This is a genomic window from Prochlorococcus sp. MIT 0701, assembly GCF_000760295.1.
Classification (GTDB): domain Bacteria; phylum Cyanobacteriota; class Cyanobacteriia; order PCC-6307; family Cyanobiaceae; genus Prochlorococcus.
The window spans coordinates 1-25,145 of sequence record NZ_JNBA01000013.1 but is presented as its reverse complement, the minus strand read 5'-3'; the positions used below and the strand labels follow the sequence as shown (position 1 = coordinate 25,145).

Genomic DNA, 25,145 nt, shown 5'->3' with positions numbered 1-25,145 from the left:
GTCAGGCTGTTTTCAGCCAGCTGAACATGGCGCGGAGACCTTTTCCGACCTGCTCAATTGGATGGGCGGCATCGCGATCGCGTATCTTCTTCATCTCAGGTTTGCCTGATTCGCATTCGGCGACAAAGTTTTTAGCGAAGGTGCCGTCTTGGATGTCAGCGAGGATGCGCTTCATCTCAGCTTTGGTATCAGCGTTGATCAGTCTTGGCCCACTCACGTAGTCGCCGTATTCAGCCGTGTTGGAGATCGAATCACGCATGGCAGTGAGGCCGCCCTTCACCATCAGATCCACGATTAACTTCACCTCGTGGAGGCACTCGAAGTAGGCAAGCTCAGGCTGGTAGCCAGCTTCTACAAGGGTTTCAAAGCCTGCTTTGACGAGCTCTGAGAGCCCCCCACAGAGCACGGCTTGTTCGCCGAACAAGTCGGTTTCGGTTTCTTCCTTGAAGTTGGTCTCGAGAATGCCCGCTCGGGTGCCGCCGATGCCCTTGGCGTAGGCCATGGCGAGTGCACGTGCTTGGCCGGAGGCATCTTGTTCAATTGCGAATAGGGCTGGGACGCCCTGTCCATTCTGATATTCCCAGCGCACGGTATGACCGGGGCCTTTGGGAGCGATCATCACCACGTCGACATCAGCCGGTGGCTGAATTAGCTCAAAGCGGATGTTGAAGCCGTGAGCAAAGCTCAGCACCTTCCCCGCATTGAGATGCGGGGCGATTTCCTTGGCATATACGTCTTTCTGGAATTCATCCGGCAGTAGCACCATGATCCAGTCCGCTTTGGCGGCGGCATCAGCGACGCTGAGCACTTCCAGTCCATCGGTGCGGGCCTTATCGGCGGAGCGGCTGCCTTCATATAGGCCAACTACCACATCTACGCCGCTGTCTTTGAGGTTGAGGGCATGGGCATGGCCCTGGGAGCCATAGCCAATGATGGCGACGGTCTTGCCATTGAGTAGGCCGAGATCGGCATCGGAGTCGTAGAAGAGCTGGGCCATCCTGGCTGGATTGCGTTCAGGGCAAGGTCAGAGCTTACGCAAAGGCCCCATGGCTTTGGCTGAAGGCCCAATAGTCCTTCTCGGTTGTCAGTGCAATCAACGCATCAGGCTTCGTTCGGGTGGGCAATGACACGATCGATGAGGCCATAGTCTTTGGCCTCGGCTGCACTTAAGAAGTAGTCGCGGTCGGTGTCTTTTTCGATTTTCTCAAAGGTCTGACCTGTCAGCTCTGCCATGGAGTGGTTGAGCATGTCTTTGATGCGCAGAATCTCACGGGCTTCGATTTCGATGTCGCTGGCTTGTCGTTGGTTGGTGCCACCCAGCGGTTGGTGGATCATGATTCGGCTGTGGGGCAAGGCGAGTCTTTTTCCTTTGGTTCCTGCAGTAAGAAGGAAGGCGCCCATCGAAGCTGCCAAGCCAACGCAGATTGTTACGACATCACTTTTGACGTATTTCATCGTGTCGTAGATCGCCAGGCCAGCAGTGACTGATCCACCTGGGGAGTTGATGTACAGATAGATCGGTTTTGTGCTGTCTTCAGAATCGAGGTAGAGCATCTGGGCTACCAAGCTGTTGGCAACACCATCACTGACTTCTTGGCCAAGGAACAGGATCCTTTCCACTCCCAGGCGGGTATAGATGTCGACCCAGCGCTCCATCTGGCTGCCGGGAAGACGGTAGGGAACGCTTGGGGTACCGATCGGCATGGTGAAAAGAGAAAGGAGGAAATCAGAACTGGATTAGGAATGATCTGAGACAGAGACTGGAAGGGTTGTGTCCAGGGTTGCAGTGGATCGATCAGCTCAGTGACTCTGAACTGGGTAGCTCTTTGCGGCTGCTGAGAATCCGATCGATGATGCCGTATTCGACAGCGTCCTCAGGGGTGAGATAACTCATCCGATCAGAATCCTTTGATAACTGCTCAATGCTGCGGCCTGTATTGCCGGCAAGAATTTTGAGCATGGCTTGCTTGTTATGCAGTACTTCCTTGGCACGGATCTGAATGTCGGTGGCTTGACCTTGGGCACCACTGCGAGGTTGGTGCAGCACGATTGAGGCGTGGGGAAGTGCAGCCCTGTGGCCCTTGGTGCCTGCCGAGAGAATCACCGCTGCCGTGCCCATTGCTTGGCCGATGCAGATGGTGTGTACAGGGGGTTTGACGTAACGCAGGGTGTCACAGATCGCAAAAGCTTCGGTTTCAAAGCCGACGGCATCACCCGTATACCAGCTGGTACCAGTGGAGTTGATATAGAAGTAAATGGGCTTTTCTGGGTTGTCGAACTCCAGATAGAGAAGTTGGGCAATGATCAGTTCGGTCACATCCATGCCCAGTTGCCGCTTGGCATCGTCGTCGGAGAACAGGGGCAGTCCTAGGTAGACAATGCGTTCCTTGAGAAGTAGCGATGGCAGATCCGGAGGCGGTGTACGCATCACGGTTGATTCGCCGTAGTAGGGAGCGGACACCGTCATCTGCAGCAAATCTTTGGCGGAGTTTGGAGACTAGCGGGGGTTAGCCGGTGGGCGCTCGCTGGTCTTACTCGATTTGCGGGTTGGCTGATTTTTCTCGAACCGACCGAAGACCATCCTGCCGGTAGGGGTTTGCAGAGCTCCGGTGACCACAACGGGTAGCCGCTGTCCTATGGCCTCTCTGCCGCCCTCTACCACTACCATCGTGCCGTCTTCTAGATAGCCCACCCCCTGGTTGTCTTCCTTGCCCTGTTTGACGATCTTGAGCTTCAGCTCGTCACCGGGTTGTACTTCAGGTCGCAGGGCGATCACGATTTCGCTGAGGTTGATTGCTTTGAGGTCTTTGACCTTGGCGACTTGGGCGAGGTTGTAATCGGCAGTGATCAAGATTCCGCCTGTATCGGCAGTGAGTTTGAGCAGTCGGTCGTCAGTGCCGGATCCCTCGTATCGGGTGCTGTTTAAAACCAGCCGCCTTCCATAGCTTTCGCGTAATTCAGTGAGCAACTTCAAACCGCGTCGACCTTTGGCTCGTTTTTCGGCATTGCTTGAATCGGCCAGCTGTTGCAGTTCATCAATCACGGTTTGGGCCACGATTGCCTGACCTTCCAGTAGTCCGCAGGCCAGTAGCCCACGAATGCGGCCATCGATGATCACGCTGGTGTCGAGAATCTTTGCAGTGGCAGGTGTTAGAACCCCATCGGCGACAAGTAACGCCTCGGTGCTGTTGGGATTGAACAGGCGTAGCAGGGTGCGGCCGTGGACCTCCGCCAGGTTGTATCCAAGGACCCCAAAGAACACATTGCTCAGTACTGCGGCCAGAGGCTTCACCAACACCACCTCCCATGGGAGGGGCAAAAGAAGGATTGGTGCCAGCAGCAAATTGGCAACCAGTAGGCCAAGAATGAGGCCTACGGCTCGGCTGACCAAGAGGTCGGTGGGCATGGTGCGAACCTGCTGCATCAGCCTTTGCCGCAGTCGCTGGAAGAAGAATCCAGCCAAAAGTCCAAAGCAGGCGCTCAACCCACTCAGGACCAACCTCAATCGATCGATGTTGATCGTTTGTTCCAGAAGCCGTTCTGGCAACAGCTCGACTCCTAGCCAGCCAGTGGCCGCGCCAGAGATCAGAAACAGCACCAGGATGAGCAGGTCCACCATGGGGTCAGATCGTGTCTGCTCGCTCCGGATGCAGGCAGCATGCACCATCCTCTGGAGCTTGGCCCGGGCAGATGTCCGCACCTTTGCGGATTGATTGATGAAAGACGGTCTTGCTGTGCTGCCACCTCGCAGTGCCTATCTGCACATTCCTTTCTGCCATCGGCGTTGCTTTTATTGCGATTTCGCTGTCGTGCCCCTTGGCGATCATGCCAATGGGGCTAAGGGCCCTGGCAGCGCCTCGATTCAGTCTTATCTGCAGCTGTTGCAACGGGAGATCGCGCTTGTTAAGCCTGGGCCAACGCTGGCCACGGTGTACATCGGCGGCGGAACACCATCTCTGCTCAGTTCAGCTCAGATTGGTGCCCTGTTGGATCAGCTACGGCAACGGTTTGGCGTTCAGCTTGGTGCAGAGATCACGCTGGAAATGGATCCAGCTAGTTTCGATCAGGCTTATCTAGAGGCCGTACTAGCGGCTGGTGTCAACAGGGTGAGCTTGGGGGGGCAGAGTTTTGATGATGCAGTGCTCGAGAAGCTTGGGCGCCGTCATCGTCGCCACCATTTACAGGAGGCTTGTGGATGGTTGCATCAGGCTCATCAGTGCGGAGAGCTGAAAAGTTGGAGTTTGGATCTCATCCAGAACCTGCCTGGACAGGAGTTGGTGGCATGGAAGCAACAGCTTGTTGAGGCCATTAATACAGGTTCACCTCATCTTTCGATCTACGAGTTATCTGTTGAACCAGGCACGGTATTTGCTTGGCGTCAGCGGCGGGGGGAGTTGGATTTGCCCGATGATGATTTGGCAGCTGAGCAGATGCAGACCACCAGTGTCTTGCTTCGTCAGGCGGGATTTGGCCGCTATGAAATCTCCAATTACGCCTTGCCAGGGCACGCCTCACGCCACAACCGCGTGTATTGGAGTGGGGCAGGCTGGTGGGGCTTTGGTCAGGGTGCGACCAGTGCACCCTGGGGCCAGAGGCTGGCTCGTCCGCGCACAAGGGATGGTTACTGCAGCTGGATTGAGGTTCAGGAGGCAGAAGGACTGGATTCCTCTCTAGTTGCGGCTAAGGCAAGACCCTTACCTCTGGATGAACAGTTGTTGGTGGGTTTGCGTTGCCGTGAGGGAGTTGATCTTGAGGCCCTCAGTAGAGCTTGGGGCTGGACTCATGAGCAGTGCAACGCTCTATTGCCGTCGTTGCAGGTGCGCTGGCAGGCGGCGTTGGATCGGGGCTGGTTACAGCTGCATGGACGACGTTGGCAGCTCAGTGACCCCCAGGGGATGGCCATCAGCAATCAGGTTCTGGTGGAGATGTTGTTGTGGTGGCAGTCTCTGCCTGCTGATGCAGTTGCTTCACCCAACCTTGAAGGGCTTCCACGCACAGCTGTCGACCTTGGATCAATGGCGGACTGAAGGGGGGTTGGCTGGGAGTCAGTCCCAACAGGTCAGCGGTGACCCTTACCTGTCCATCGCAATCTTCGCCAGCGCCGATACCGATCACGGGGATGGAGAGTTGTTGACTTAGGCAACGAGCGATGGAACTCGGCACGTGTTCGACCACCAAGGCGAAACAGCCTGCTTGCTCAAGTTGTTTTGCTTGTTGCAGCATTTGCTCTTGGCTGCGAGGGTCCTCCGCCTGACGGCGGTAGCCGAGCCGATGTACTGCTTGTGGAGTGAGGCCCAAATGCCCCATAACTGGGATCCCCATTCGCACCAGACGCTCAATGACTGCCAGGACCTCTGGCTCTGCTCCTTCTAGCTTCACGGCGGCGGCACAGGAGTGCTTGAGCAGGCTTCCAGCTGCAGCTACAGCCTTGTCTTCTCCGCATTGATAGCTCAGGAATGGGAGGTCGCAGACGACGAGGGGCTGTTGTGGCAGAGGGCGAGTAAAACCACGGCCCACGGCTTGGGTGTGGTGGAGCATCTGCTCCACTGTCACAGGCAGGGTGGTTGCATGGCACAGTGCCACCATCGCTAGTGAGTCTCCTACTAGAACCACATCGGCTCCAGCGGCCTCAACCAAGGCCGCGCTTAAGCCATCCCAGGCTGTGAGGATGCTGATCGCTCGCCCGGCTTGTTTGAGTTGAGTTAATTCGCTGGGGCGCATCTGCTTTTCCAGACCCTCGAGGGTCCATTGCTAGCATCGTGTTGACTCGGACCCATGCGGCCGCGACGCCTAAATCTGGTCAGGACCGGAAGGTAGCAGCCACACGGGATGCTCGTGACAGGCGTGGACTCCGGGTCACCCACATGGACGAAGGTTATATCTCGTTATCGTTGCGAGGTTGACGCTTGCGCAGGAATTCGGGAATTCGTGCACCCGATTCGTTTGCTTCAGGCTGGCTATAGATCGATTGAGAGGCAATCTTGTTGATTGAGCGTTCGCTCCGGTAGGGCTGGTTGCCTTCAAAGCCTGTGGCGATCACGGTGACGTGGACTTCACCTTCGAGTTTCTCGTCCACCACAGCTCCAACAATGATGTTGGCTTCAGGATCGACCACGTCATAGATCACTTCCGATGCGGAGGTCATGTCCTCAAGGGTCATGTCGCGACCGCCGCTGATGTTGATGACGCAACCTTTGGCTCCGTCGATTCGGGCCGCCTCCAGTAGCGGACTACTGATGGCTGCCTGGGCTGCTTCTATCGCCCTGGAACGTCCTGAACCTTCACCAATCCCCAGCAGGGCCGTGCCGGCTTCGGTCATCACTGAACGCACGTCGGCGAAGTCCACATTGACAAGGCCAGGGCAGGTGATGATGTCGCTGATGCCTTTAACACCCATACGCAGGATGTCATCCGCACTTCGGAAGGCTTCTTGAAGCGGAGCTTCGGAGATGACGTCTTTAATGCGGTCGTTGGGGATCACAATCAAGGTATCCACATGATCGGCCAGGCGGCTAATGCCTTCAGCGGCCTGTCGCATGCGACGACGTCCCTCAAAGCTAAAGGGTTTGGTGACGATGCCCACAGTGAGCGCGCCGCTTTCCTTGGCAACTTCGGCAACCACTGGAGCGGCACCAGTGCCGGTCCCGCCACCCATGCCAACGGCGATGAAGACGAGATCGACTCCTTGCAGAGCTTGTTGCAGTTCTGCTCGAGATTCCTCCGCCGCCTTCTGACCGATGCTGGGATTACCGCCAGCGCCCAACCCCCTCGTAAGGGTCTGACCCAGCTGCACGCGGTTACTGGCTGCAGACTGAAGCAGGGCCTGAGCGTCCGTATTCATGACCCGATAGTTCACACCATCTAGGTCACTGAGAATCATGCGGTTGACGGCATTGCTGCCGCCTCCGCCGACGCCAATTACTTCAATGCGAGCTGATTGGCTGGGAAGGATCCCTGCGGTCTCCATGGAGGTGGACACGGACATGTTTTTGATCGCCATCTCCATTGTCGATGTCGAACCATTGAGGTGTTGATGCATTATGTCCGTGTTGGAGCTTTTCGCTGAAAGTTTCAACACAGTTGATTGTTTGCGCCATCTCTGCAACGGACAGTTGGTGATTTCAGATCACCTGGAATTGCTTTTGCTTGGCATGCCTTGCAGGACGATTGATCTCACTTAGAAGGTTGGGGCATTTGCAGTTCCGGCTTGGAGGGATCGCTCATGTCGATGGTTGTGCCTGTTTTATGGCGAAAACTTGACGGCAGGGTTTTGCTCAATTGGGCCACAGTTTCTAGTTGCTCCTTCAGCAGGGTGCTATTGCTGCCTAGCTGGATCAGGCCAAGGGTTTTGGTTTGCAGGCTGAGATCTCCATCAGGAGCTACGAGGATTCGCTCTAGGGGACTACCAAGCTGATTTCGTTGCTCAAGCACCTGGGAAATGGCTTGCCGTTTGCTGGCCGTCCAGCCTTCCACAGTCAAGTTTGTAGAGGGACGCTCGCCTTGTTTTGCCACGTTGAGTGGTATCCACATCGCAGTGCTGTCGACCATGCCCTGCTCTTGGCCATAGGCGCGTTTTCGTAGTGCATAAGCAACGGGTTTTCGTTCTTGAACAGCCACATCTATTCCTGGAGGGAGTAGGCGCCTTTGCACGACGACCGAGTTGAGCGGCAGTTTGCGCAGCAGAGTCTGCTCTAGTTCTTTGGGATTGAAACCAAGAAGTGGCTGGGGGAAGTGGAGCTCACCGGCCTTGATCACGGTGTTTGTTTGGATGTTGCGGCTGCCTTGCACATGGATTTGCTTTGCGTTGTTGAGGCTCCATCCTTGGCTGAGTAGTACCCATCCCAGACCTGCGGCAATGGAGATGAATGCCAACATTCGCCAGAGGTAGATCAGTTGCTCTCGGCGGCGTTGTTGGCGCAACCGGCGCCGCCTCTCTACCCCTGGGCCGTTTGCAGACCGTCGATCAGGGGTGGATGAGCTCACAGGTCACAGCGTGCCCGGGCCATCAGCTGATCCACCCAACGGCGGGCCTGTTCTGCATCGGCAAAGGGCACATCCATTTCTTGGCCATTGCCGATCAGCCGAAGTCGACAACGGCCCTGAGATTCTTGTGTGAGAGGGGCTTCCCCTGAGGTAAGGGCCATCAGTTCCAGCATCTCCAACTTGGTGACTTCAAAGTTTCCCTGCTCTTGAAAACGGCCTGCTTCAAAGCTGCTCCAGCTGAGCATGCCTTGTTTCAGTCGAGCAGCTCCTGAGCCGTCCAGTTTGGATAGCTCAGAGTCCTCAGCCCAGACGCGGAACAGGTTTTGCCGCCGCCTCTCTAGCCACCCGAGAGCAGTGAGAAGCACAAATACCAGGAGCAGGGGGAACCAGAGCAGACCGTGAATCATTGGCAGGTCAAAGATGGAAGTCCGGAATGCCATCAAGTTGGAACTTGTTTATTCTCCCGCTGTGATCACAAGTTGGCTCACGAGCGCTTCGAGCGTTACACCAGAAGCCTCCCAGAGCATTGGATACATGCTCTGAGATGTGAAGCCTGGCAGGGTGTTGATCTCATTGAGCCAAATTTCATTGCGTGCAGCGTTGTAAAAAAAGTCGACCCTGGCCATGCCATGGGCGGCTACGCAGCGACAGGCTTGTAACGCAAGTGTGCGGATTTGTGCTTCAACTCCCTCTGGTAGAGGCGCTGGAATGAGCGTATGGCTGCAATTATCGCTGTATTTGGTGTCGTAGTCATACCAGTCCGCATCAAAGCAAATCTCCCCTACGACAGAGGTTTGTAGCTCACGCTTGCCTAGGACAGCGCATTCAAGCTCTCTTGCGCTCACTCCCTGCTCCACCACAATGCGCCGATCAAGGCTGGCAGCCTTATCGAGACCGATAAGCAGCTCGTTGCGGTTTTGAGCTTTGCTGATGCCGACTGAAGAACCCAGGTTGGCGGGTTTGACAAAACATGGGTATTTGAGTTTGGCCTCCAAGTGTTTGGCGACGCCTTGACGCGATTTAGTGTCGAGGAGATCTGCGGCATCAACGGCGGCGTAAGGCACCTGGGGTAACCCTGCTGCTGCGAAGGCGGCTTTCATGGCCAACTTGTCCATGCTCAGGGCCGAGCCGAGCACGCCTGAACCCACAAAAGGTTTTCCCATCAGGGTGAATAGGCCTTGCACGGTGCCGTCTTCGCCATTGGGACCATGCAGAACTGGATACCAGACCTGTACCCTTTCGCTCCCTTCAGGCAGTTTGGTAAAGCCTTGCGGGGCAAGGGGCATCGACAGTTGTTCCGGTTTGGCGGGTTGTCCTTGCTTCAGCACTGCTTCGGCAACGCCAGCTGGCCACCAGCGGCCTCGTTGGTCGATGTAAATCGCAATGACCTCGAAGCGATTGTTGTTTTCTCCGCTGCGTAGGGCACCGACCACGGTGATGGCTGATCGGATGGAAACGGCATGTTCCTCGGACGCGCCGCCGAACACCACGCCTACACAGGTGCGGGAGGAAGGCATGGAGATGCTGCAAGGCCGCGGTGGTTAGCGACCAAAGGTATCAGTGCCGCCTGCTGGTTTGATCACAAGGGGTTCCGCTAAGGGAGAAAGCACGCACACTGCTGATCTGAACGTCGACGAGATCGCCTGGGCTATAGCGGCAACCTTGGGGTCCTTCGGCCGCAAAGAATGTGAGTCGGTTGGTGCGGGTGCGTCCCATCAACTGTTGTGGATTTTTTGGATTGATCCCTTCAGCTAGCACCTGCTCTACTTTTCCGGAGTAGCGGCTATTGCGCTGCCGGGCTACGCGTTCCACCAGCGCATTGAGTTGCTTGAGTCTCTCCACTTTCACCGCTTCGGGGAGTTGGTTGCTCCAGGTGGCTGCAGGCGTATTTGGACGGGGTGAGTAAGCCGCGGTGTTCACCTGGTCGAAACCCACCTCCTCGACGATGTTCAAGGTGTTTTGGAACTGGGCGTCGGTTTCGCCGGGGAAGGCCACGATCACATCAGTACTGATAGCGGCATCGGGCATAAGCTCCCGGATTCGGTTCACGATGCGTCGATAACGCTCCACTGTGTAACCCCTAGCCATGGCCTTAAGCACATCGTTGTCACCGCTTTGGAAGGGGATGTGGAAGTGTTCGCACAATTTGGGTAGATCAAAGCAAGCCTCGATCAATCGTTCCGTGAAGTAGCGCGGATGGCTTGTCGCAAAGCGGATGCGCTCAATTCCTTCCACGTCATGAATGTGATGGAGAAGATCGGTGAGTGTGTTTTGGCGGCGGCCTTCAGGCGTGATTCCGGGCAGATCGCGTCCATAAGCATCAATGTTCTGTCCAAGCAGGGTGATCTCCCGGAATCCACGGGCGGCCAGGCCCTCGATCTCCAGTCGGATCGCCTCTGGCGATCGTGACTGCTCCTTCCCCCTGACGGAGGGCACCACGCAATAGGTACAACGCTCGTTACAGCCGTAGATCACATTGACCCAGGCGCAGATTGTGCTGTCCCGTCGAGCTGTGGTGAGGTCCTCGAGAATGTGGTTGTCATCTGTGGCGACAACCTGCTGACCATTGTCCACCTGGGTGAGTAGGGCTTCAAGGCGGTTGGCGTGTTGGGGGCCCATCACAAGGTCGAGTTCAGGGATTCGTCGCAGTAGCGCTTCTCCTTCTTGTTGTGCCACGCAACCGGCAACGACCAGCTTCAGATGGGGGTGTGTTCGTTTGCGGCGGGCCTGGCGTCCTAAGTAGCTGTAAACCTTCTGCTCGGCGTTATCGCGGATTGTGCAGGTGTTGTAGAGCACGAGATCCGCTTCTAGTTCTGCTGTTGCCTCGTGGTATCCCATCGCCTCAAGAATTCCGGCCATGCGCTCCGAATCGGCCTTGTTCATCTGACAACCGAAGGTTTGAATCCAGAAACTGCCTTGATGTTGTGCGGTTGTTGCTGGATTAGTAGCGAGGGCGGTGGTGGCGACCAAGGCAAGAGGCGACGCGAACGATCGAAACAATCTCATCAACTCCTTCAGTGTGTCGAGCCCTGATGGGTTGTGTTGATTTGGAGATGAGGCCTGTGAGCGTTATTTATTTAGTTGAGTTGCTCAGCAGTTGGAGTGTCTTCAGCATTGCTGGCAGAGGCTGCTTGCCACCCCTATGAAGCTTAATTTGGTTCCCCCGAGGCCTCGATGATCCGCTGACCTTCTTCTAGCCGTGAAGGCGGCCATGACACCGGTTAGCAGGCTTCGTAGAGCTTCTAGGCGTTGCAGCTGAGGCTTGCTCGTTATCGAGGCTTCGACTCTTATGAAGCCATGGGAAGAGTTGAGGGCGAGCGAGGGGATTCGAACCCCCGTATAGCGGCGCCACAAGCCGCTGCCTTAACCACTTGGCGACGCCCGCCGCGTCGGTAAGAATTTACCAATTCGCCTTGCAGCCATCCTGCAGAACCCATTTGATCAACGTTGGTGGCCAACCGGACCATGGCTGGCTGGTGTTTTAGTCCTTGCAGGTTGTGGTGCGGTGTTGGTTTGGACCAACCCTTCCATGGAGGATTACAGCGATTATGCAGGTGATCAGTTGGTGGAACTTGCGACTGAGGAGTTATGTGAGCAGAAGGGGCTACCGATGGTGTTGAGGCTTTGGATTAGAAATTGTCCAGAGCTGATCGCAGCGCAACAGCCGGTGTTGGCATCCGTTGCAGGAGAGTTCACCACAAGACTCAATTTTGGTTTGGGCAGTATTTACACGACCAAGTTGGATGGTCGGAATTTGCTCCCGAAGATGCGTCTGCCCTCCTATACCGCGACAACCATTGCTGGCGCTGGGCGTTTCCTGACCATTCAGACTCGGACGGATCCGGGCAATGTGGAGTGAGCCAGGAGCGCAAGGGATGCCTCGAGGCTTGGGTGCCGCGTGGTTTGTTGACAAGGGAAGTGGATGTCTTAGCAGCACGGGTAACCGATGAGGGTCTATGTCCTCTTCGCATTTTTTGGCAGGACGGGCGCCTTTGCTCTTTTGAGCTGATTGATGCTGATGTTTTATCGCCGAAGCGGCTGCTTTTGCCGAGGTTGGCAGAGCCCCATGCTCACCTCGACAAGGCATTCACCTGGCTTGAGTTTCCCAACCTGCAGGGCACCTATCGCGGTGCCCTGGTTGCAAACCGTAAGGAGCATCAACGCCGCACATACGATCGGGTGAGGCAGCGTGCACAGAGATCTCTCAAGCTTGCCTTGAAATATGGCTTGAGAGCCATTCGCAGTCATGTCGACAGCGTTGGTCCAGCTACCGATAGCAGCTGGGAGGCTTTGCTGGATCTACAGCGTCAGTGGCAAGAGTGGATGGAGTTGCAATGGGTCGCTCTGGTGCCGGTTGAGTACTGGAGCAGCCAAGAAGGACAACAGTTAGCTGCTCGGGTCGCAGATGTAGGAGGCTTGCTCGGCGGTGTACTTGTGCCCCCTTTTAACCCTGGGAAGACGCGAGATTCATTGCGGCAGATGCTGCAACTTGCCGATCGCTTGGGCTGTGGCATTGACCTTCACATTGATGAGTCGCAAAGCCATCCTGCGGCTGGCTTAAAGCAACTGCTGCTGGTGCTTGATCGCATGTCAATCACAGTGCCGATCACTTGTAGTCATGCCAGCAGCATGGGGTTGCTGCCGCCGGGAGCAGTGCGTCGTTTGGCTGATCGGATGGCGCATCATCGACTCAATGTGGTGTCTCTGCCGCTGACCAATGGCTGGTTGTTGTCGAAGCAACCTCGTCGCACCCCTGTGGAGCGACCTCTGGCACCTATCCATCAACTCCAGCTGGCAGGTGTAACTGTGGCTGTGGGAGGCGACAACGTTCAAGACCCCTGGTTCCCGGCTGGCAACTTTGACCCTTTGGCATTGATGGCTTTTGCGTTGCCTTTGGCTCATCTGGCACCTTGGCAGCGCTTAGGGCTTGCTCCTTTCACCACAGCTGCGGCCAGGGTGATGAACCTGTCGTGGGACGGAACATTTCAGCCAGGCAGCCCAGCTAACCTGCTGCTTTTGGAGGCTGGCAGCTGGGCTGAGGCCCTAGCTACTCCACCCCGCCGTCAGGTGATTGTTGATGGAAACTGGCTGCAAGACCTAGACCAATAAGCGTCTTTCCTTAATCAAGAAAGAGTATGTTTTATTGTTTGAATGTTGAAGTCTTTTGAGTTGGCATTCACATTATTGTTTTTTTGATCCTTGGCTTGAGCGATTGAAGGATTAATTAAGCGATATTTATTTGTAATACTGAAGGGAGCATGGCTTCGTAGCAATGACGGAAATCAAGGCATTAAGCCTTCTGAAAGAGAAGATTTCACCCTAAAATTGTGAGCCTATTAAGGCTGATGGACTTTAACGGAGAAACTGGTATTGATTGTGAAATTTGCACATGCAACTATAATTCTACGGGTAGAGATATTATTTAGATGTAGTCACTAATAGTGGCTTTACAGGGCTATGTAGGGGCCAGTTTGCTTCGACTTTGAAAGTTAAATGAGCTGCTAAGTCTAGAGATCTAACCACTTTCGAGGCTCGCTTGGCTGCTTAGCGTTTGCTCTGTCGATGGATTGCCGCTATCAATTTGTCTTAGTGGTTTGGCCGATGACCAGCACCAGACTCCTTGCCGATTGTTGTGCCGAGCTGACGGCCGTTGCTGATTTGGAGCTCATTGATGCGCCGGTTGAGTTGAAGCGCTTTTCAAGGGATGCCTATGACTTCTCTCCTGTATTGCGTGAGCAGCTGGAGGGCTGTTGCGCCGATGTTGTTGTCCGCCCCCATACGGTGGCGGCGGTGGCGGTTGTTGCTGGTGCTTGTACAAGGCATGGCATCCCCTTAACACTGAGAGGTTCAGGAACAGGGAACTACGGCCAGTGCGTTCCTCTCCAGGGGGGGGTGGTCATGCTGATGGGTGCACTTTCTAAGGTTCGGCATCTCGATCCCGACACGGGAGTGGTGACGGTGGAGTCAGGCTGTTTGCTGCGCGATCTAGATCAACATCTTTCTCGCCATGGTCGGCAGCTGCGTCTGCTGCCATCCAGCTGGCGAAGTGCTTCGGTGGGTGGATTCGTGGCTGGGGGCTCGGGTGGGATTGGTTCGGTGCGCTGGGGCTTCTTGCGTGATCCGGGCCATCTGTTGGCCTTGGAGGTCGTGACTGCTGAGGATTCGCCCCAACAGTTGCAGTTGGATGCGGCTGGATCAGAAGCCCTCAATCATGCTTATGGCAGCAATGGCATCATCACGGCCTTGAGCTTGGCAACTGCTCCGGCTGTCGCCTGGCAGGAAGTGATGATTGATTGTGAGGATTGGTCAGAGGCCGTGGCCCTTGCCCTCCGATGTGCTCGTGCCGCGGTTGATCTGCATCTCTGTAGCTTGCATGAGCGACAAATTGTCGATCAGCTACCACACTGGTGTGGTGCTTCTAATGGCCAGCATCGCCTGCTGCTACTCGTCGCTCCCGATGGTGTTAGCACCCTGGAGCGTCTGGCAGCAGCCTCAGGAGCTCATTGCAAGGTATTGGGCCCAGAGGCTGATCGGGGCGGCACAGGGTTGCGTGAGCTCACCTGGAACCACACCACGATGCACATGCGTGCTGTGGATCATGACTGGACCTACTTGCAGATGCTTTTGCCACAGCCGGAGTTAGCTGCCATGCAGGTTCTCAAGCAGCAATGGGGCGATGATCTTCTTTGGCATCTGGAGGCGGTGCGACAACAGGGTGTTCAACGCTTGGCGGCGTTACCCATCGTCCGCTGGCACGGTCGGCAGTTGTTGGAGCAGTTGATGAACGATTGCCGGCAGCTTGGGGCTGTTGTGTTCAACCCGCATGTGATCACTGTTGAAGATGGTGGGCTTGGGGTTGTTGATGCCGATCAGGTATCTGCCAAGCGTCGTTATGACCCCAAGGGTGTGCTCAATCCAGGCAAGCTGAGGGGCTGGTTTTAACAGCCGTTTGCTCAGCAATTCAAGCTCTCGAAGGTTGCGATGCCGGTGCTCTGATTGATGCCGTCGGCATCGAGGCAAAGGCGGCGCTGGTCATCGAGATCGAGCAGCGCATCGCTGAAATCGGCACCAGCAATCTGCGCTCCTGCGAAGCTGCTGCCGGAGGCAATCACGCCTTTGAGGAGAGTATTTCGCAGATCCGTATCGACGAAGTCGACACGATCCATCAGTGCATCAGAGAGGTCAGCGCCGCTGAAGTTTGATTGGGTAAAGGTTCCTTGGGTGAGGATCGCGCCATGCAGATTGCTGTCACTGAAGTTGGCAGCTCGTGCAACGGCACCGGCGAAGGATGTGTTGGAGAGGTCTTGTGCGTGGAAGTCTTTCCCGTTTTGGTTGGTGAGGGTGTAGTCCAGCCGTTCTTGGAACAGGGCCCGATCCTGTAGTCCAACCCCTGAACTGGTATCGAGAGCCTGAGCAGGGATAGCGATCAGCAGGCATAGCATCCAGCCCAGAAGCGTCATCAGGCTTAGACGTTGCGACAACGAGCTAGGCATCGGCTTTACGGCAGCACCTCTCTCACTCTGCCCTGATGATTTGCTTTGCGAGAAGATCACCTAATAAATAGAGGGAACCAGCTACAACCGGAGATGGGTTTGGCCATCGATTCTGTTTGAGCAGGATGGAGAAGACCTGTTCAACATTGTCAGCAGATCGGAGTTGACTTGATAGGTCCGGGCATTGGTCTGTGAGTTGGTGCTGCGTCCAGCTGCAGTGTTCCGGCACCGGCACGATCCAAGCCAGATCGCCTGGCTTGATTAAATGGCGAAGCATGGCTGGTGCTTGCTTGTGGGCCTGTAGACCAAGCACCCAGCAAACCCCAAGCTCTTGATTGCTCCACTGTCGCCGTTCGTGGGCCAACCGTTCGGCTGCTGGCGGGTTATGGGCACCATCAATGAGTACTGGCTGGCTTTGCCAGTGAACGGTCTGCAGCCGTGCAGGCCAGTAGGCGTGCGCCAGCCCTGTGCGAATGACGTCTTGATTGAGGCGCCAACCAAGTGGGGCCAAGGCTTCAAGAGCACCCTTGGCTACCGCTGCGTTTTGCCGTTGCAGGACTCCTGGGAGCCCCAAGGCCCAGTCCTCTGGGAGGGGTGAAACCCATTGCAAGCGGGCCTGTTGATGTTTTGCCTTGTCTTCAAGAATGCTGGCCACTTCATCTACTTGTCGGGCACTGATGACAGCGGCCCCAGGGCTGATGACGGCGCTTTTTTCTGCTGTTATCTCTTTAAGGCTGCAACCAAGGTGTTCGCAGTGGTCTAGGCCGATGTTGGCCATGGCAATGATTGGTCTGTATGGATGAGCTGTGGTGGCATCGAGGCGCCCTCCGAGGCCCACCTCAAGCACAAGCAGTTCCACCTCTCGGGATCTGAAGTGATCAAAAGCTGTGGCCAACAACAGCTCGAAGGGGGTAAGTCGGTGGGTTTGGGCAAGGGGTTGAAGGGCGGTGAGTCGTTGGCGTAGCTCAACGATTGAGATCAACTCCCCATCGCTGCTGATCCGCTCACACCAGCTCACGAGGTGAGGAGAGGTGGTCAGCCCCACGCGAATGCCAGCAGCCTTAAGGCTGCTGGCAAGGAAGCTGGCGATAGACCCTTTGCCATTGGTGCCTACGACCTGAATGGCTGGAACAGAGGCACAGGGGTTTCCCATGGCTTGCAGTGCTTGTTGCATGCGCTCAAGGCCAAGATCCATCCCCCGCTGATCAAAGCGAGGGATCAGATCGCTTAAATCTTCCCTGCTTGGAATTGTGGGTTTAGCCACTTAGTGGAAGTGCGCCAGGGTGGCCTCCAGGCGTTGGAGCAGTTGGCGGATTTCGCTTGGTTTGATCACCAGCGGCGGCACCATCCGCACAACCTTCGGGCCTGCTGCTATCACCAGTAGCTTTTCTTCAAGGGCGGCTTGGGCGACATTAGGGGCTGTGAATGTGCTCTCGTCTTGGAGCACCAATCCCTGCAGTAGCCCCCAGCCTCTTACCCCTTTGAGTTGCCTCGGGAAACGTTGCACCAGGTCAGTGAGGCCTTCGCGAAGCTGTGCGCCTCGTTGCTGGACCTTTAAGAGCAAACCCCGTCGTTCGATCTCCCTCGCAACTGTGAGAGCTGCCTTGCAGGCAAAGGGATTGCCGCCAAACGTACTGGCGTGGTCACCTGGTTCGAAAAGATCAGCGTGCTGTTTGACAAGCAACGCTCCGATGGCATGGCCTCCACCGAGTCCTTTGGCCAGGGTGAAGGCATCTGGTTCGACCCCAAGTTGCTGATACCCCCACCAGTGGCCACAACGGCCCATCCCGACCTGAACTTCATCAAAGATCAGCAGGATCTGATGCTGGCTACAGAGTTCTCTAAGGCGCCGGAAGAAGCTTGCTTCGCCTGGATTGACGCCACCCTCACCCTGCAGTGGTTCGATTAACACGGCGGCAACAGAGGGGCCCTGAGCTTCGAGGCGATTTAGCTGCTGCTCGAAGGCTTTGAGGTCATTGAAAGGGAAAAATTCAAAGCCCTCAACCATGGGTTCGAAACCTTTGTGGTAGTTGGGCTGACCTGTGGCACTTATGGCGGCAAGTGTGCGGCCGTGGAAACTGGACTTGGCGGTGAGAATGATTGGCCGCTCAATGCCGCGACGGCGATGACCGTGTTTGCGAGCCAGCTTGATGGCGGCTTCGTTGGCTTCTGCACCGGAATTGCAGAAGAACACGCTGTCTGCACAGCTGTTTTCTACTAACCAATGGGCAAGAGCCTCTTGTTCAGGAATCCGATACAGATTGGAAACATGCTGAAGTTGTTTCAGCTGCTGGCCAAGAGAGCGGCGCAGGGCCCTGTCACTGTGACCGAGGGCGCAGGTCGCGATACCGGCAACAGCGTCAAGGTATTGATGGCCATGGTCATCCCATACCCAGCATCCTTTCCCGCGTAACAGAGTGACGGGAAAGCGTTTGTAGGTGCCCATCACAGCAGTGGGAGCGGTGGGACTTGAACCCACATGCCCGAAGGCGCTGGATTTTGAATCCAGTGCGTCTACCAATTCCGCCACGCTCCCGTGGAGGTGATGTTATGCCAGGGTCATCCTGAGGGCTGATGCCGAAGGATATGGGCTCCAGATGCATTCAATTTGCTTTCAATCCCGTCATAACCGCGATCGAGGTGGTTGAGGCCATCGACTTGACTGATGCCGCGTGCGGCTAGACCTGCTAAAACGAGCGCCGCTGCGGCTCTTAAGTCGTTACCACTGACTGGTGCAGCACTGAGCTGGGGTACGCCTTCGACCACAGCCGTGTTTCCTTGAAGGCGAATCGAAGCTCCCATTCGTTGCAGCTCAGCGACATGCTGCATGCGGTTTTCGTAGATCTTTTCTGTCACCACGCTTGTGCCTTTGGCTGTGGTTAAAAGGGCCATAAAGGGGGCCTGTAAGTCCGTTGGGAAGCCTGGGAAAGGTTGGGTGATGATGTCAACGCCATGAAGATCTCCCGGGATAAGCGTGATTCCTTGCTTGTCAATCTCAAGGGTGCAGCCGCAATCTCTCAGCTTCTGGAGCACGGCATTGAGATGCTCAGGGATGACTGGAGAGACTCGAACGATCGAGCGGGTGATTGCCGCTGCAATCAGGAAGGTACCGGCTTCAATGCGATCAGGGATCACCGAATAGTTGCAGCCGTGTAAACGTTCGACGCCTTCGATGGTGATGATTGGACCACCAGCACCGATTACACGAGCGCCCATGGCATTGAGCATTTTGGCCAGGTCTTGAACCTCAGGCTCCTGAGCAGCGTTTTCGATGGTGCTCGTGCCTTCCGCCAATACAGCTGCCATGAGAATGGTCTCGGTTGCACCGACACTTGGGCAGTCGAGCACGATTGCAGCACCCTTAAGTCGCCGTGACGTTCCTGGTACTGAAGCTGTGACAACGCCATGCTCAACTTTCACCATGGCACCCAGAGCTTTAAGCCCTCTGATGTGCTCAACAACAGGCCGGGCTCCGATGCGGCAACCACCCGGCAGGGGGACTTTGGCGTGTCCGAGTCGTCCTAGCAGTGGGCCGATGCAGAAAAAACTAGCTCTAAGGCCATTGACTAGATCGTAGGGAGGTTCGGCGTGATGAAGGTCATCAGCCTGTAGCCAAACGGTCTCCTGACTACGTTTTACATGTACCCCTAAGGAGGCGAGGATGTCTGCCATCCCCTGGATATCTGTGAGCTGAGGAACATTGTGCAGCTCAAGAGGGCCTTCGCTGAGAAGGGCCGAGGTCATCAGAACCAGGGCAGAATTCTTAGCTCCGCTGACTTTCAGCTCTCTGGAAAGAGTATGTCCGCCTTGAATCTCCAGATGCGGCTTGAGAATCTCTTGAGTTATGGATACCGCTGCGGGCATGTCCCGTTAATTATTCTTGAACGAGGACATATTGACAATTACACCTGAGACAGTCTAGACGTCCAGACCTCAAACTGGTTCAAAACTGCCAGGTTGAGATAAAGCTGGCAGGCAGTCGATGTCTTATCGTCATGATGTCGCTTGCGCGACGCACGCCAGCGGATGTGGCGGAATTGGTAGACGCGCTAGTTTCAGGTACTAGTGAGAGCAATCTTGTGGGAGTTCAAGTCTCCCCATCCGCATCAAAACCCTAATCACTAACTAGGTTTTGAGTTAAGAATGCTTATACTATTAGGCGAGTCTAAGTGATATATAGGTGGGTCACTTAATTAATAACTAGTGCTTATTGGGTGGGCGGTTTGATGAGAGATAAAAAGACCCCCCTCTTGGGAGCTAATGCCTGCGCCAGGGCTTGAACCTGGCTGCACAGCCTTTGCTGCTCAGGTGGGCAGGTAAATCAGCACCTATTGCCGTAGTAGTAGTTGTACGGATTTTGGGTGGTCGGCTGGATTACGGACATATCTCTCTGACGCTGCTGTTACTGAAGCATCTGTTGTGTACGCATTCTTTGGTTGATCGAACTTTGAACTTGAGTCGAATACAAGCTTTGAGCCTCCACAGCAGCTGGCATCGATACCGAAAGGACGGAGAGACCAGAAAGAAGAATGTTTTGAATCATTGCTTTGTTTGGTAAGTGGTGCTCCGCGAAGGGCAGATCTGAAAAGGGGTCTTCCCCTCGAACACATTCGCCATCGTTCAAGTACTACTGATCACACATCACCTAAGTGGGTGATTTCATTTGTGAGCTGCTCCCCTGTTCAGGTAATGCGCTCTCATTAGGCAGTCCTGAAGGACGCGTAGGCGTCACGCGCTTGAACGGTTTAGCTTTAGAGCAGAAATACTTATATACAAGTCAAGCTATTCTCAATAGCAGCCTTTTGCTGAGAAGAGGGGGTGGCAGCAGGAAAACATGCAAAGGAGCGAATGCGTGTGCATTGCAGCACGCTTGCGTTGAGCTAGGCATTAATACTCAGGATATTTGTGCTAGTTCGAGGTGGTATTGCTGCGCGCTAGATCAGTCATCTAGTGAGACCACTGGTCATGGCAAGGGATCGAGGTTCTCCTCCCCTCCCCCTCCCAGAAGCAGCAAAGAGAGGAGCCCTCTCAATTTCACTAGTACAAGGGTGCCCCCGAGGGGGGATATTCCTCCACGGCCATATGCCTATATCCCAGATAAAATTGGGCCGAAATACTCCCAAGTGATCAAGCTCACTCAGGCGAACGACTAAGAACACCACATCAACAATTAATCCACGAGAAGTTGAATACACGGAGGGACACCTCCACCACAACTCAAACCATGACCAACATCGAACTCACCCTCGACCAGCTACAGACCATTAACGGTGGTTCTGCATTCGTCAAGCTCGGAGGCATCAAAAATCAAGGGCTAAGAATCATTCACCCTGGTCTCGATTGCGCGTGGGGGAGTAGACCAGGTTTGCAAAATCCTTCCGATAACAAGCTGGGGAGTAGTAGACCAGGTTTGCAAAATCCTTCCGATAACAAGCTTTGGTGGCAATAATCAATAATCTTGATTGATTTTGAATTAACAGCCCAGATTCGCCTGGAAGGGGGAGAAAAGCCTGTATCGAGGGATATTTACTTATCCCTCGATACAGGCCCCTTACAGAGCCTTGTAGAGAAATCAACGGCTGAGAAGCCTTGCACCAGAACGGCTCATTATAGTGTGGGAGTTCAAGTCTCCCCATCCGCATTATCTTGACTGAGTAATCGACCTCAAGCTGCATCCATGATTGTGCTCAAGATTACCAATGCCCCGGAGTTGGTGGCTTCAAAAGTGGGTCGCTTCCTTGAACGTCTAACCCCTGATGATTTGGACAGTTCAACTGTGGAAGATCAAGTCATCAAAAAGATGATCGAAAGCCTTGCTGCTGAAGGCTTAAAGGGTGAAATTGCAGCAGTCAATGGTCTTGATTTTGATGGTGAACAGCTTGTCCTGAATGAAGGTTTGAAGGTGCGTAAGCAAGCAATATTCTGAGGTTCTGTAAATCGGAGCTAATGCCTCGCTATTGATTTCAAGTCGACGCAACCCTCTTGTGCGCAGATTGAAATTCCTCGCCAGCAGGGAAGGACGTCAAGAGCAGTCTTTGTTGCTGCTTGAGGGGACCCACCTGCTTCAGGAAGTGTTGCGAACCACACACCGTCCTAAAGAGATTGTGGCGACCAACTTTTGGCTGGAGCGTCATGGGGATCTTGTGCAGGCTTTGCCTGCAGAAACCTTGATTCATCTGGTCACCCCAAGTGTTTTGGAGGCTTCGTTAACGACAGTCAGCCCAGATGGTGTGGCGAGCCTTTTGCCTCTTGATTCTCTTCCGCAGGCTGCTAATCAAGCCAAGTTTGTGTTGGCATTGGATCGGCTGCAGGATCCTGGCAACCTTGGCACTTTGCTGCGAACAGCCTTGGCTGCAGAGGTGGAGGCGGTTTGGCTTGCGTCTGGGGCGGATCCGCTCAGCCCAAAAGTGCTGAGGGCTTCGGCGGGGGCCATCCTTCAGTTGCCCCATCAGCGCTTCGGGTCATCAGGGCAGGAGGCTGTGGAGCAGTTAGCTGAGCAACTTGAATGTGCCGCTCGTCGCGGTTTACAGGTCGTGGCCACCATGGTGCCGGGCTCTTATGCAGCCCATGCTTGTTTGCCTTATTGGCAGCTGGACTGGAGGCAACCGACTGTGTTGGTGCTGGGCAATGAGGGATCCGGCCTGCATCCGCGTCTGCAGGCGTGTTGCACGGCTTGCGTCACCTTGCCGCATAGCGCTGCGGTTGAGTCGCTTAACGTGGCGGCGGTGGCGGTGCCACTACTGCTTGAGCGGCGACGAGCCACAATGACCTCTTCCACGCAGTAGTTCGGGTGAGCGAAGCCAGTTTCGACTTCGATGTGATCGTGATCGGTGCGGGTTATGGCGGTTTTGATGCCGCCAAGCATGCCGCTGATGATGGTCTCAAGGTGGCGATTGTGGAATCAGGTGATATGGGCGGCACTTGCGTGAATCGAGGCTGTGTGCCATCTAAGGCATTGCTTGCTGCCAGTGGAAGGGTGCGTGAGTTGGCTGATGCTGAACATCTATCTGGTTTCGGCATTCATGCTGCACCTGTGCGTTTTGAACGCCAAAAGATTGCTGACCATGCCAACCAGTTGGTGGCCACGATTCGCAGCAACCTCACCAAAACGTTGCAGCGGGCTGGTGTCACGATCCTGCGGGGCCATGGACGATTGGAGGGAAGCCAGCGAATTGGCTTGAGAGAGAAAAGTGGTGTGGATCGGGTGCTCACTGCCAGGGATGTGATCCTTGCAACAGGCTCTGATCCATTTGTGCCCCCTGGGATTGAAACCGATGGACGCACGGTTTTTACCAGTGATGAAGCCGTGAACTTGGAATGGCTGCCGCGTTGGATTGCCATCATCGGCAGTGGTTATATCGGCCTTGAATTTGCCGATGTTTATACGGCTCTCGGCTGTGAAGTCACGATGATTGAGGCGTTGGATCGGGTCATGCCAACCTTTGACCCCGACATCACCAAGATGGCAGCTCGGCATTTGATTGAAGGACGTGACATCGATGCACGTGCTGGTGTGCTGGCTAGCAAGGTCACCCCTGGCTGCCCGGTAAGGATCGAACTGGCGGAGATGAAAAGCCGTGAGCTGGTGGATAGCTTGGAGGTGGATGCGGTGCTCGTCGCGACTGGTCGGGTGCCAAGTAGTAAGGGGCTCAATCTTGATTCGGTTGGTGTGGAGACCAATCGCGGCTTTGTACCGATCGACGACAGCATGAGGGTATTGGTCAACGGAAAGCCATTGCCTCATCTTTGGGCCGTCGGGGATGTCACTGGCAAGCTGATGTTGGCCCATACAGCCGCAGCACAGGGCACGCTGGCTGTCGACAACATCCAGGGACACTCCCGCACGATTGATTACCGCAGCATTCCAGCGGCGACCTTCACTCATCCGGAGATCAGCTCCGTGGGGTTGAGTGAAGCCGATGCCAAAGAGCTTGCTTCCAAGGATGGGTTTGAGTTGGGTAGTGTGCGCAGCTACTTCAAGGCCAATTCCAAAGCACTAGCAGAGCTGGAGAGTGATGGATTGATGAAGTTGTTGTTCCGCAAAGACAATGGTGAAGTTCTTGGTGCTCACATCTATGGATTGCATGCCGCCGATTTGATCCAGGAGGTAGCCAATGCGGTGGCACGTCGTCAGAGCGTGGCTCAATTGGCCTATGAAGTGCATACCCATCCCACTCTTAGTGAAGTAGTGGAAGTGGCCTATAAGCAGGCGGCCAAACAGCTGGCTAAGGCGGTTGTTGCATCGGCTAGTGCTGCCTAGGCCGCTGTTCTTCAAGCAGGTCTTAGCCCTGCGGTTCATTGTTGTTCATTGCATTGTCACCCTATGGAGATCCGTCGACGTCCACCCAATCCAAGCGTCAAGGTGGCGCATTTGGAGTACGCCATTCCTCACGATGATGCGGAGCCGCGCCACATTCTGGAGAAGATTGTTTGGGAGAAGGACCGTGAAGTTGAGACGGCACGACAGCGCGTACCTCTAGAGACGCTTAAATCTCAGATCGCAGAATTGCCCATTCCTCGAGATTTCATTGCTGCCTTGCGTCAGGCTTCGGTGGCTCCGGCAGTGATTGCTGAAGTCAAGAAGGCCAGCCCAAGTCAAGGTGTGATTCGCGCGGACTTTGACCCTGTTGTGATCGCCAATGCCTATGCGGAAGGTGGTGCGAGTTGCTTGTCTGTGCTGACCGATAAGAGCTTCTTTCAGGGTGGATTTGAGGTGCTTGTTGAGGTGCGGCAGACGGTTGGACTACCGCTTTTATGTAAGGACTTCATCCTTACGCCATATCAGCTTTATCAGGCTCGTGCTGCAGGTGCGGATGCTGCCTTGTTGATTGTGGCGATCCTCTCTGATCAGGATCTGACGTATTTGAGCAAGGTGGCCAACAGCCTTGGTCTGACTGTCTTAGTGGAAGTGCATGATGCTGAGGAACTTGAACGGGTTCTCAACCTTGGTGGTTTCCCACTGATTGGCATCAACAATCGTGATCTCACCACCTTTGAGACAGACCTTGAAACCACTGAAATACTCAGCAATCAATTCGCTACTCGATTGCAGCAGCAGGGTGTCTTGTTGGTGAGTGAATCGGGCTTGTTTAACCGCGCTGATTTGGACAGGGTTGAGGCGGTAGGTGCTGAAGCTGTGCTGGTAGGAGAAGCCCTGATGCGTCAGTCGGATGTTTGTGTTGGCTTACGGAAGCTGATTGGAGGCTGAAGGACGAGTAACGGCTGATAATTCTTTCTGCTTGATTTGAGGAATCGTGGCGTTGAATTGTCGCAGTAGAAGGTTGATCTGAGCTTGCTGTGAGCTAAGGATCAGCCGTTGTTCGTTGAGCTCATCACGAGCTTGGTTGAGATCTTGTCGAGTTTGCTTGAGTTCATTGACGTGCTTGGCGATTTGCTGATCTTGTTGCTGGATGCGATCGATGAGATCGCGTTCAGCTTGTTTCTTGGCTTTGATTTCGCCTTGCAGATCTCTGAGGTAGGCCGAAATTTTGATTGGTTCACCAGAGACTGATTGTGCATCAACATCCTGCTTGATGCGACTTTTGAGTTCGTTGATTTCTTCTCTTAGTTGCTCGAGTTCAGCATTGGTTGCATCGAGCTCTTCTTTGTCTGTGACACCTTGATTGGCACTACTACCACCAAACCCCCAAGAGACACCAAGTTTTGCGG

The 25,145-nt window shown here is 54.9% G+C and carries 23 protein-coding genes, 3 tRNA genes, 1 other RNA gene and 1 pseudogene; 11 read left to right on the top strand and 17 right to left on the bottom strand.

The features are described 5' to 3' along the window. Position 1: 1 nt before the first annotated feature. The 4 genes from ilvC to EV12_RS03110 all read right to left on the bottom strand — a co-directional run bounded on the left by ilvC (position 2) and on the right by EV12_RS03110 (position 3,619). Positions 2-997: a ketol-acid reductoisomerase gene (ilvC, locus tag EV12_RS03125; RefSeq protein ID WP_036911828.1), complete on the bottom strand. Its 996-nt coding sequence runs from the start codon at positions 995-997 to the stop codon at positions 2-4. A 104-nt stretch (positions 998-1,101) separates the two neighbouring features. After that, positions 1,102-1,704, bottom strand: coding sequence for an ATP-dependent Clp protease proteolytic subunit (locus EV12_RS03120; protein WP_011826624.1), 603 nt, complete (start codon positions 1,702-1,704; stop codon positions 1,102-1,104). A gap of 91 nt (positions 1,705-1,795) precedes the next feature. Continuing rightward, complete coding sequence (locus EV12_RS03115; protein ID WP_036911824.1) at positions 1,796-2,467, bottom strand: ATP-dependent Clp protease proteolytic subunit; 672 nt, start codon at positions 2,465-2,467, stop codon at positions 1,796-1,798. 30 nt (positions 2,468-2,497) lie between these two features. Beyond that, complete coding sequence (locus EV12_RS03110) at positions 2,498-3,619, bottom strand: PIN/TRAM domain-containing protein (protein WP_241466987.1); 1,122 nt, start codon at positions 3,617-3,619, stop codon at positions 2,498-2,500. 97 nt (positions 3,620-3,716) lie between these two features. Here EV12_RS03110 and hemW point away from each other — a divergent pair. After that, positions 3,717-4,721, top strand: a pseudogene (gene hemW, locus EV12_RS03105) (radical SAM family heme chaperone HemW); the annotation flags it as partial. 181 nt (positions 4,722-4,902) lie between these two features. Here hemW and panB read toward each other — a convergent pair. Further along, positions 4,903-5,721 carry a 3-methyl-2-oxobutanoate hydroxymethyltransferase gene (gene panB / locus EV12_RS13105; protein ID WP_072014269.1) on the bottom strand — a complete coding sequence of 273 codons (819 nt, stop codon included), beginning with the start codon at positions 5,719-5,721 and terminating at the stop codon, positions 4,903-4,905. 43 nt (positions 5,722-5,764) lie between these two features. On the opposite strand from panB, the gene ffs reads away from it, so the two are divergent. Beyond that, positions 5,765-5,861: signal recognition particle sRNA small type (gene ffs / locus EV12_RS13100), an RNA gene on the top strand. A 14-nt stretch (positions 5,862-5,875) separates the two neighbouring features. Here the strand turns inward: ffs and ftsZ are convergent. The 6 genes from ftsZ to EV12_RS03075 form a co-directional block, all read right to left on the bottom strand. Further along, a complete protein-coding gene (ftsZ, locus tag EV12_RS03100; protein WP_241466988.1) occupies positions 5,876-6,985 on the bottom strand; it encodes a cell division protein FtsZ in 1,110 nt (369 codons plus the stop codon). Positions 6,986-7,173: 188 nt separating this feature from the next. Continuing rightward, positions 7,174-7,983, bottom strand: coding sequence for a cell division protein FtsQ/DivIB (locus EV12_RS03095; RefSeq protein WP_036911816.1), 810 nt, complete (start codon positions 7,981-7,983; stop codon positions 7,174-7,176). Beyond that, positions 7,980-8,390, bottom strand: coding sequence for a hypothetical protein (locus EV12_RS03090; protein ID WP_036911846.1), 411 nt, complete (start codon positions 8,388-8,390; stop codon positions 7,980-7,982). Before EV12_RS03090 ends, EV12_RS03095 begins: the two co-directional genes overlap by 4 nt. Before the next feature lie 48 nt (positions 8,391-8,438). Beyond that, positions 8,439-9,500, bottom strand: coding sequence for a D-alanine--D-alanine ligase family protein (locus EV12_RS03085; protein WP_036911813.1), 1,062 nt, complete (start codon positions 9,498-9,500; stop codon positions 8,439-8,441). Positions 9,501-9,540: 40 nt separating this feature from the next. Further along, a complete protein-coding gene (miaB, locus tag EV12_RS03080) occupies positions 9,541-10,983 on the bottom strand; it encodes a tRNA (N6-isopentenyl adenosine(37)-C2)-methylthiotransferase MiaB (protein ID WP_036911844.1) in 1,443 nt (480 codons plus the stop codon). A 312-nt stretch (positions 10,984-11,295) separates the two neighbouring features. Continuing rightward, positions 11,296-11,368 (bottom strand) — tRNA-His (locus EV12_RS03075). 120 nt (positions 11,369-11,488) lie between these two features. Between EV12_RS03075 and EV12_RS03070 the strand changes: the two genes are divergently transcribed. The 3 genes from EV12_RS03070 (at position 11,489) to EV12_RS03060 (ending at position 14,925) form a co-directional block, all read left to right on the top strand. Continuing rightward, positions 11,489-11,842, top strand: a complete 354-nt coding sequence (locus EV12_RS03070; RefSeq protein ID WP_342626208.1) for a DUF4359 domain-containing protein — start codon at positions 11,489-11,491, stop codon at positions 11,840-11,842. Next, positions 11,839-13,092: an amidohydrolase family protein gene (locus EV12_RS03065; protein ID WP_036911810.1), complete on the top strand. Its 1,254-nt coding sequence runs from the start codon at positions 11,839-11,841 to the stop codon at positions 13,090-13,092. The genes EV12_RS03070 and EV12_RS03065 overlap by 4 nt, the downstream gene beginning before the upstream one ends. A 492-nt stretch (positions 13,093-13,584) precedes the next feature. Beyond that, the gene (locus tag EV12_RS03060) at positions 13,585-14,925 is read left to right on the top strand and encodes an FAD-binding oxidoreductase (protein WP_052039468.1); all 1,341 of its coding nucleotides are present in this window, start codon (positions 13,585-13,587) and stop codon (positions 14,923-14,925) included. An 11-nt stretch (positions 14,926-14,936) separates the two neighbouring features. Here EV12_RS03060 and EV12_RS03055 read toward each other — a convergent pair whose 3' ends face one another. The 5 genes from EV12_RS03055 to murA form a co-directional block, all read right to left on the bottom strand. Beyond that, the gene (locus tag EV12_RS03055; RefSeq protein ID WP_036911805.1) at positions 14,937-15,476 is read right to left on the bottom strand and encodes a pentapeptide repeat-containing protein; all 540 of its coding nucleotides are present in this window, start codon (positions 15,474-15,476) and stop codon (positions 14,937-14,939) included. A 22-nt stretch (positions 15,477-15,498) separates the two neighbouring features. Next, positions 15,499-16,740, bottom strand: a complete 1,242-nt coding sequence (locus tag EV12_RS03050; protein ID WP_052039465.1) for a bifunctional folylpolyglutamate synthase/dihydrofolate synthase — start codon at positions 16,738-16,740, stop codon at positions 15,499-15,501. Further along, complete coding sequence (locus tag EV12_RS03045) at positions 16,741-17,922, bottom strand: aspartate aminotransferase family protein (RefSeq protein WP_036911802.1); 1,182 nt, start codon at positions 17,920-17,922, stop codon at positions 16,741-16,743. It lies immediately after the preceding gene. Between the two features lie 8 nt (positions 17,923-17,930). Then, positions 17,931-18,012, bottom strand: a tRNA-Leu gene (locus tag EV12_RS03040). A 23-nt stretch (positions 18,013-18,035) separates the two neighbouring features. After that, the gene (murA, locus tag EV12_RS03035; protein WP_036911799.1) at positions 18,036-19,340 is read right to left on the bottom strand and encodes a UDP-N-acetylglucosamine 1-carboxyvinyltransferase; all 1,305 of its coding nucleotides are present in this window, start codon (positions 19,338-19,340) and stop codon (positions 18,036-18,038) included. 158 nt (positions 19,341-19,498) lie between these two features. On the opposite strand from murA, the gene EV12_RS03030 reads away from it, so the two are divergent. The 6 genes from EV12_RS03030 (at position 19,499) to trpC (ending at position 24,684) form a co-directional block, all read left to right on the top strand. Then, positions 19,499-19,582: transfer RNA gene (locus tag EV12_RS03030), tRNA-Leu, on the top strand. Positions 19,583-20,700: 1,118 nt separating this feature from the next. Then, the gene (locus tag EV12_RS03020; protein WP_036911793.1) at positions 20,701-20,925 is read left to right on the top strand and encodes a CCRG-2 family RiPP; all 225 of its coding nucleotides are present in this window, start codon (positions 20,701-20,703) and stop codon (positions 20,923-20,925) included. A gap of 228 nt (positions 20,926-21,153) precedes the next feature. Beyond that, positions 21,154-21,402, top strand: a complete 249-nt coding sequence (locus tag EV12_RS03015; RefSeq protein ID WP_036911790.1) for a hypothetical protein — start codon at positions 21,154-21,156, stop codon at positions 21,400-21,402. Between the two features lie 31 nt (positions 21,403-21,433). Next, positions 21,434-22,261, top strand: a complete 828-nt coding sequence (locus tag EV12_RS03010; RefSeq protein ID WP_036911788.1) for a TrmH family RNA methyltransferase — start codon at positions 21,434-21,436, stop codon at positions 22,259-22,261. Positions 22,262-22,266: 5 nt separating this feature from the next. Then, positions 22,267-23,736 carry a dihydrolipoyl dehydrogenase gene (lpdA, locus tag EV12_RS03005; protein WP_036911785.1) on the top strand — a complete coding sequence of 490 codons (1,470 nt, stop codon included), beginning with the start codon at positions 22,267-22,269 and terminating at the stop codon, positions 23,734-23,736. Between the two features lie 63 nt (positions 23,737-23,799). Beyond that, positions 23,800-24,684, top strand: a complete 885-nt coding sequence (trpC, locus tag EV12_RS03000) for an indole-3-glycerol phosphate synthase TrpC (protein ID WP_036911782.1) — start codon at positions 23,800-23,802, stop codon at positions 24,682-24,684. On the opposite strand, the gene EV12_RS13970 is transcribed toward trpC, so the two are convergent. Beyond that, positions 24,661-25,145: hypothetical protein (locus EV12_RS13970; RefSeq protein WP_036911775.1), on the bottom strand; the 485-nt coding region annotated here is incomplete at its 5' end. The genes trpC and EV12_RS13970 overlap by 24 nt on opposite strands.